This window comes from Aminobacter sp. P4_D5 (assembly GCF_056401815.1).
On sequence record NZ_JBFUIP010000220.1, the window covers coordinates 1 to 7,715 of the forward strand.

Below are 7,715 nucleotides of genomic sequence, written 5' to 3' on the forward strand. Positions count from 1 at the left end.
GCGAAAGCATCGTCCATTTTTACCAGGCCTTCGCCGAAGCGGGCCTCGATGCGAAATCGATGCCGATCGCCAGTCTGACCACCAGCGAGTCCGACATCCAGGCGATGGGCATCGACGTCGGCGCCGGCCACATCACCTCCGCCAGCTATTTCCAGTCGGTCGGGGGCCTGCAGAACGAACGCTGCGTCGAGCGCTTCAAGGAGAAGTTCGGCAGCGATGCGGTGACCAACATGTGCTGGGAGGCGGCCTATTTCCAGGTCCATGTCGTGGCCAATGCGCTGCGCAAGGCCAGGACAGACGATGTCGAGGCATTGCGGCCGGCCATCCTCGGTTCGGAATTCGACGCACCGCAAGGGCGCATCCGAATCGACCCCGACAACGCCCATACCTATGTATGGCCACGGGTAGCGCGGGCGCGCCAGGACGGCCAGTTCGAGATTCTGTCCAAGGCAGCAGCGGCCATCCGGCCGGATCCCTATCTCGCCAGCTACAACCCCGAGGAATGGGGGGAGCGGCTGGCCATGCATTCGATATGACCCCGTGCCGAGGGGCATGGGACCAAGCAACCGAACGACACCACAGGCAAGCGTTGGAACTCCGCAACGACGACATTGCCGCGATGAGGAACAATGGTATCACGTAGCCCCCACGTGGCGCCGCATGACGGATCAGCGCCGATCCAGATCAAGGACATACGGTCGCTCCGGGTCCTTTTGCTGCAGCCCAAGAGCAGCGAGGGCGAGGAGCTTTGGCAGCACCTCAACCGGATCGGCTGCCAGGTCCAGACAAACTGGCCGCCGCCGGCGGAAATTCCTGCCAACATCGACGTGGTGTTCGCCTTCATCCGCCCGCTGGTCGAAGGCGGCATCGCCTGGAACTGGAACGCGGACGATCCGCCGGCGGTGCTGATTGCCATTGTGGACTATGAGAACCCGATCATCGTCGAGAAAGTTTTGCGCCTGCGGGCCCAGGCGGTGATCGGCCTGCCGCTCAGGACATTCGGAATCCTCGCCAACATACTGCTGAGCGTCAACAATCACCGGCGCGAGGCGCGTCTGCGCACGCGTGTCGATCGCCTCTCCGCAAAACTCAAGGCGCACCGGGATATCGACAAGGCCAAGGAAATCCTGATGGCCACCAATAAGGTGTCGGAACAGGTCGCATACGAGACATTGCGCGAGCAGGCGATGAACAAACGCACCACCATCGAGGCGATTGCCCTGGCCATCATCAATGCCAGCGACCTGCTAAACCTCCCTCTGCGTCAAGCTGCCGATGTCACCTGATTTCACGCCTCGAACGGAGTTGGAGCGAGTCGATACCGTAAGTGCTGTTCAGGCGAACAGTTGCAGGGCAGGCTCGGCAAGACTCGGGGCGAGCTTGATCGGCAGCCTCTCCTTTCGCCGTCGACGCAACAGTGAGCAACTGCACGCTCACCTCCAGCGGTGCRCTGACCGAGTTCCATCGTCTGGGTCTGCGTGTCAGGCTGGAGATCGATGTCGCGGCTCCGCAATGCTGCAGCAAGGGTCTAGCTTTTTCTTGCGCCGCAGGCATGAGCGCGAAGACTTCAACGAGTCCTTGCCGAACGCGTTGGCGGCTTCCGTGGAACGTCGTGGGTCTAATATGTGGCATCATAGGGCCGAAACCTGACGGTCAGGTTTCGGCAGGATCCTGTTAGCAAATCGGTCACTGCGCCTCCGATATTATGTTCGCCGAGCCAGTCTCGGCCGCCGGTGGCGTCCCACCTTGGTGTACTGATTGGTCCAAATTGACGCACGCAAATGGGCACAAAGCCGCAGATGTCGCGTAACGCGGCATAACGCTTTTCAACCGCCTATGGCCGAAAATCTAGGTAGGCTAGACGTCAGATTCTCTTAATCCGAGATTTAATGCTCGACGAGTAACGAGTAGCATTTTCTCGTGAATGCTTCATCGAAATCCCATTCTCATCCGCTCGTCTCATGTCGTGAGCATCGGCCAATCCCGACCATTACCTCGGACCCGCGCCTCGTCCGGTGAGCAGCCATGAGAGGCTTACACTCAGAACGCCCGCGATCATCGCCAGGCGATTGGCGCGTGGAGCAGCCCGATCATTTTCCCAGTCGCTCCAGGTACTCGTCTCGACGCCCACCACTTTCGCCATGCTTTGCGCCGAAACATCCAATGCATCGCGAGCAAGCGAGATGCGTCCGCCAATCGTGTCGTCCAAAACGCCATTGGCCGCATAGTGATCGTTGAAAATCATAGGAACTCCCTTCGAGATGACCCCATCGGCACTCCTGGCACCATGACCGGTGCCAGGTTCTTTTCAGAGGTCCATGGACCTATTTTGCCGCCTATTTGCCGGTCCAGGCTTTCACTTGTTCGGAATGATCCGCCATGTATTTTTCGACAGCGGCATCATACGAAGTCTCCTGCGCCTGGAACATTGCCGCTTCCAGATCGCCAATGGGCAGCTTCATGCGCGACAGAAAGCCTGCGACCTCCGGGTTGTCCTGCTTGAAACCCTTGCGAGCCAATATGTCGACATGCTCGGCCTGGCCGAGGGACTTCTTCGGATCGGCGATGTAGCGCAGTTCGTACTTGCCGAACATCCAATGCGGGCTCCAGGCCGTCGCGACGAACCACTTCTCGGACCTGGTTGCGCGGTCCACGGTCGTCAGCATGCCAGCCTCGCTGGAAATCTGCAGCTTGTAGCTGTCGAGGCTGTAGTCCTTGACCGCCTTTTCCGAAAGACGGGTAAGCCCCGCACCGGGATCGATGCCCTGAACAGTACCGTCGAGCTTTTGCTTGACTTCGTCTTTCTTCAGGTCCTCGATCGAGCTGATGTCGCTTTCCGGTATATATGCCGGGACGACCCATCCAAGCTTGGCGCCGTCGTAGACGGTGCCGAGGACGTCTACCTTGTCTTCAATCTTRCCATAATACTCGGCATGGGTCTGCGGAAGCCACGCCATCATCATCGCATCGAGATCCCCGCGGCTCACGCCCTGGTAGAGCGGTGCCACATCCGTCTGCATAAGCTCGACCTTGTAGCCCAGTTCATCCTTGATGATCTTGGCGGCGAGCTTGGTGACGAATTCCGCGTCGGACCATGCCGACCAGCCGATCTTTACAGGCTTTGCGTCCTGCGCGATGGCTACGGTAGCTGCGCCGCCAATGAGGATGGCAGCAAGGCTGATGGTTCCAATGGCCTTCAATATGTCTACTCCATTTATTGGCTGGGAAAACAGCGGACCGCTGGCCCGCTGATGCGGTGCAACGGTCAAGTGGTGGTAACCACCGACCGCCGCGATGCGAAGCTGGGAGACAGCAAGCGCCAGGATGCGCCTTGCTTCCCGAGGCTCTGGGTGAGCCGGTCAAGGATCACTGCGAGAATGACGACGGCGATGCCGCCTTCAAAGCCGGTGCCGACATCAAGTCGCTGAATTCCCGTCAGAACAGTGTTGCCCAGGCCGCCGGCGCCGATCATCGAAGCGATGACCACCATGGACAATGACAACATGATGGTCTGGTTGATGCCTGCCATGATCGATGGCATCGCGTTGGGCAGTTGAACCTTGAGCAGGAGTTGGGTCGACGTACAGCCAAATGCGTTGCCGGCTTCGACGAATTCCACATCCACCTGACGGATGCCGAGATTCGTTAGGCGCACGACCGGAGGCATCGAGAAGATGACCGTCGCTATCGTGCCGGGAACGGCCCCCAGGCCAAAGAACATTGCCGCAGGAATGAGGTAGACAAAGGCCGGCATGGTCTGCATCAGATCCAGCCCCGGGCGGATGACTGCGGCAACCGAGTCGCGACGCGCCATTGMGATGCCGAGCGGCAGGCCGACCATTATCGCAATGATCGTCGATGCGATTACCAATGACAAGGTTTCCATCATTGCCGGCCAAAGCTCCATCTGCCCCACCAGAGCAAGCGACAGGCCGGTGAAAATTGCAAAGCCGAGAGAGACGCGGCATAGGGCGAGAAAGACGAATATGGCGATCCCGAGCGGCATCGGAATGCCTAGGAGGCCGCTTTGCAAGGTGCCCGTCACGAACCCGATCAGCGCTGCGAACGTGTCGAGCGCAGGGGCGAAATTGTCGAGCAGGTAGTTGACGGCTAGGTCGATGCCGTCGCCGATGTCGAAGGACATGATTTTATCCGTAAGTCTGGTTTCAATTGGCCCGATCGAGCGTCTCAAGCAGTGCCGACTTGCTGATGGCGCCGACATAGTGGTGTTCGTCGTCCACTACGGGTACGGGCCATTCGGTGGCCGCCACAGTTCCAAGAACGCTGGAAAGCTGCTCGCTGGCCAGGATCGGCACCGCCTCTGAAAGGAACGCCTTGCGATACGAGTCCGCATCCTTGGAGCGGACCTTCTCCATCAGCGACGCCCGGCTGACCATTCCGAGATATTTTCTGTCGCGCCCCACCACAATGGCATACTCCCGGTCATGACTTTTCATCTGTTCCAACGCTGCTGCAGCTGAAACACCCTGACGTTCTATGATCGTGAGCTGTGTCTTGCGGGCTACATCGCCCGCTTTGAAAACCTGTGAGACGTCGACATTGCGAAAGAACGAGCGGACGTAATCATTGGCGGGATTGCCGACGATTTCATCGGGCGTTCCAACCTGGATGACATTTCCGTTTTGCATGATGCAAATACGGTCGCCAATTCGCATCGCTTCATCGAGGTCGTGGCTGACAAAAACGATGGTGCGGGTGTGCTCGGATTGCAGCCGAACCAGTTCGTCCTGCATCTCTGTACGGATCAGCGGGTCAAGCGCCGAAAAAGCCTCGTCCATAAGCAGAATGGTCGGTTCGCTGGCCAGCGCTCTGGCAAGCCCCACTCGCTGCTTCATGCCGCCGGAGAGCTCATCCGTCCGGCTTTCGCCATAGCTATCCAGCCCCACGGCCTTCAGCGCTGCCATGGCCTTGATCTGGCGTTCAGCCGCCCCAACTCCGGCCACTTCCAGTCCGAAGGCGGCGTTGTCTAGCACGTTGCGGTTTGGAAGAAGCGCGAAGGATTGGAACACCATGCTGATGTCCCTGCGGCGGAGGTCGATGAGCGCCCTACGCGACATCTTCGTAATGTCGTGGCCGTCAATCTCAATTGAACCAGATGTCGGCTCTATCAGCCTGTTCAGCAAGCGTAGAAGGGTTGATTTGCCGGATCCGGACAGGCCCATGATCACGAAGATCTCTCCTGCCTTGATATCAAGGCTGGCGTCGTTGACGCCAATGGAGCACCCGGTTGTCCGGTGGATTTCGGCCTTGTCCTTACCCGAGCGGAGCAGTTCGAGGGCGTTCCGGGGCTGTTCCCCGAAGATCTTATGGACGTTCCTCAACCGTATCTTCGTCGCCTCGCTGGAGGCGCAGTTGTCGTGTTCAGTCGTTATTGCCATCAATGATTTGCCGCCTGCTCGATAGCCGACGCACTCTCCTTATCGTGATTTTTGTCTCAGGCCTCTGCCAATGGAGGCACGTTCGAAACTACTTTCGACGCCCCTTCCGAAGGCGCAAAATCTAAACCTCGCACTGCCAAGATGAGTGCATATATAACAAACATCAAGGATTGGTCGGCGCGCAGAAATAGAGTTTTCTACATTGACAAATTATTGTCGAAGCGCAAGGATGCTATCTCAATACGCCATGTAKCTTCCGGAGTCCATCAAAAATTCCACTTTTTGTGCCCGCCGGCTTGTTGGCCTTGCATTTTGGGGCTGATTGGGGTGCCATTTTGGCCGCCGATGCCATGTAAAAGCGCGTGTTGGCCTGCTCCGATTGTCGCCCCTGAAAATTGCCCGATCGGTGGACAAGCGCAAAAAATGTTTACCCAAATGGGATGGGCGCCGTCACGGCTAGCGGCGAGCTACTTTGGCTTGGATCTGGGGGCCATCCGCTAAAGAGCAGCGTATGTACGCAATGAGCCTAAAGCGATGGCCACAAAGTCACCTGGCGTCGGCGCAGAAAACGTCTGCCATTGGAGGGACGCCATGCGTGCATTGCCGATTGATGCGCGTCATTTCGGTTGTCGGCTCGGAACTGGTCGAGATGCGGCTTGGCGTCTAGCGGCGAAAGCGCCGGGTGGTACTGCTTCCGGCTCCAGATCTCGACAACCGGACATTAGGGTCGCGCAAGCTCGCTCTTACCTGACTCTGGGCAGACATTCTTGAACGCGCACATGTCAAAGCACCTGTCGGTGGTGTTCTGCTATAAATTGGTGGGCGCGCCAAATCCGGTCATCTGAATGGCCGCGTTTCGCGGGCTCGCAGGAGAGTGCCGCCCAGCGCGATCGCCGCCATGCTCGCCAGAAGCACGGCTGCGCCCAGGAAGAGCCCCTGATAACCAGCGGTCATGATCACTGGTGTGCTGAGCAGTGGCGAGATGAATTGGCCGGTGAACACCGAGGCCGTCAGTACGCCGCCGGCCAACCCCCGGCGATGCGGTGGTGCAAGAGCAAGTGTCAGCGCGACAAATGTCGGCGAAACCGCCGCATAGCCCGCACCGATCAGAGCAGCGCCAGCCAAAGTGAACATAGGCACCGCCGAAGTCACCAACAACAGGAAACCAGACGCCATAGCAGCATACCCAGTTGCATAGACGCCAGCGTAGCCGATAGCCCGCTGTATCCGGGAGTAGACCAACGCCACGCTGCCGCCACTCAGCATCAGCACGCTGAGCGTCATGCCCGTCATGGCGGCACTGCTATAACCCTCGATATCGAGGAAGAACGGTAACTGCGTCGGCATGATGAAGAAGAACATGTTCGTTACCGACTGCAGGACGACCAGACCAAGAAATGGCAGACGCCATCTCCGCTGCTCCTCCGATCCGGACGTATAGGCAACTTGGCCGACTGAAGGCGTCTGCCGCGGCTCCACGATCACCATCCATGCAATCGGCAGCACCAGCAGGGCCAACCCGTACACACCGAAGGCCCATCGCGGCGATACCGCCGCGACCAAGCCCGCCAGTAATATGAAAACCAGGCCGCCAAAGTTTCGAGCCGAGATTTGCAATCCCGTCAGCGCGCTCCGGGCCTCACCAGCGAAATAGTCGCCGACCAGTGCCGTCTGCGCGGTCATGATAAACGCGACGGCGATGCCCAATGCAATGCGACTCAGGAAGATCGCCGGCAAGTTAGGGAGGTACAACCCGGCGCTGCCTGCGATCACAAAAAGTATAATACCGGCAAGTAGCAGAACGCGTCGTCCGATCCGGTCCACGGCAAGCCCCACCAATGGAGCTAGGAGCGCAACGCTCAACGAAGGGGCCGTGACCAGGAGACGCGTCAACAATGCCGAGTGGGGATCGTCTGCGAACAGTTTTTGCAATCCGGGGAGCGCGGGGCTGATCGTCGCGTTTGCCATCACCGTTAGCGTTGCCGCCATCAACAGCGCGACTGCACGGCTATCCCGCCAGATCGCCATTTCAGTCGTTCTTGATGTGGTTTCCATCCTATTTCCCTTGCCGCAATTGTCATTGCAAGAGATGCTACGACTTCAAGCCAACTTGAGGTCAAGCATGAAAATGATGGATATTGGTGAGGTAGCCGAGCGCGCCGGCGTACGGCCCTCTACCCTGAGGTACTACGAGGAAATTGGGCTTATCCGATCCTTCGGCCGGCATGGGTTGCGGCGACAATTCGACGGAGACGTCCTGTTGAAGCTCTCCCTGATCGCGCTCGGCAGAACGGCAGGTTTCTCACTCACCGAGAT

At 58.6% G+C, this 7,715-nt stretch carries 8 protein-coding genes; 3 read left to right on the top strand and 5 right to left on the bottom strand.

All coding sequences use genetic code 11. The annotated features are described in order from the left end of the window. On the top strand, positions 1–536 hold a 536-nt coding region (locus AC1DWF_RS28425), incomplete at its 5' end, for a transporter substrate-binding protein (RefSeq protein ID WP_476842338.1). Between the two features lie 93 nt (positions 537–629). Next, positions 630–1,286, top strand: a complete 657-nt coding sequence (locus tag AC1DWF_RS28430) for an ANTAR domain-containing response regulator (RefSeq protein ID WP_476784294.1) — start codon at positions 630–632, stop codon at positions 1,284–1,286. Between the two features lie 704 nt (positions 1,287–1,990). Here AC1DWF_RS28430 and AC1DWF_RS28435 read toward each other — a convergent pair. The 5 genes from AC1DWF_RS28435 to AC1DWF_RS28455 all read right to left on the bottom strand — a co-directional run bounded on the left by AC1DWF_RS28435 (position 1,991) and on the right by AC1DWF_RS28455 (position 7,454). After that, a complete protein-coding gene (locus AC1DWF_RS28435) occupies positions 1,991–2,245 on the bottom strand; it encodes a helix-turn-helix domain-containing protein (protein WP_476784293.1) in 255 nt (84 codons plus the stop codon). Positions 2,246–2,336: 91 nt separating this feature from the next. Then, positions 2,337–3,203, bottom strand: a complete 867-nt coding sequence (locus tag AC1DWF_RS28440) for a glycine betaine ABC transporter substrate-binding protein (protein WP_476784296.1) — start codon at positions 3,201–3,203, stop codon at positions 2,337–2,339. A gap of 62 nt (positions 3,204–3,265) precedes the next feature. Beyond that, positions 3,266–4,144, bottom strand: coding sequence for an ABC transporter permease (locus tag AC1DWF_RS28445; RefSeq protein WP_476842339.1), 879 nt, complete (start codon positions 4,142–4,144; stop codon positions 3,266–3,268). Between the two features lie 22 nt (positions 4,145–4,166). Continuing rightward, complete coding sequence (proV, locus tag AC1DWF_RS28450; RefSeq protein WP_476784291.1) at positions 4,167–5,399, bottom strand: glycine betaine/L-proline ABC transporter ATP-binding protein ProV; 1,233 nt, start codon at positions 5,397–5,399, stop codon at positions 4,167–4,169. An 837-nt stretch (positions 5,400–6,236) separates the two neighbouring features. Continuing rightward, the gene (locus tag AC1DWF_RS28455; protein ID WP_476784290.1) at positions 6,237–7,454 is read right to left on the bottom strand and encodes an MFS transporter; all 1,218 of its coding nucleotides are present in this window, start codon (positions 7,452–7,454) and stop codon (positions 6,237–6,239) included. Positions 7,455–7,521: 67 nt separating this feature from the next. Between AC1DWF_RS28455 and AC1DWF_RS28460 the strand changes: the two genes are divergently transcribed. Continuing rightward, the coding region (locus AC1DWF_RS28460) for a MerR family DNA-binding transcriptional regulator (protein WP_476842340.1) at positions 7,522–7,715 on the top strand (194 nt) is incomplete at its 3' end.

Bases quoted from the DNA above. Each gene is read 5' to 3' on its own strand.
- AC1DWF_RS28430 (WP_476784294.1), top strand. From the start codon at position 630: ATGGTATCACGTAGCCCCCACGTGGCGCCGCATGACGGATCAGCGCCG.
- AC1DWF_RS28435 (WP_476784293.1), bottom strand. From the start codon at position 2,245: ATGATTTTCAACGATCACTATGCGGCCAATGGCGTTTTGGACGACACG.
- proV (WP_476784291.1), bottom strand. From the start codon at position 5,399: ATGGCAATAACGACTGAACACGACAACTGCGCCTCCAGCGAGGCGACG.
- AC1DWF_RS28455 (WP_476784290.1), bottom strand. From the start codon at position 7,454: ATGGAAACCACATCAAGAACGACTGAAATGGCGATCTGGCGGGATAGC.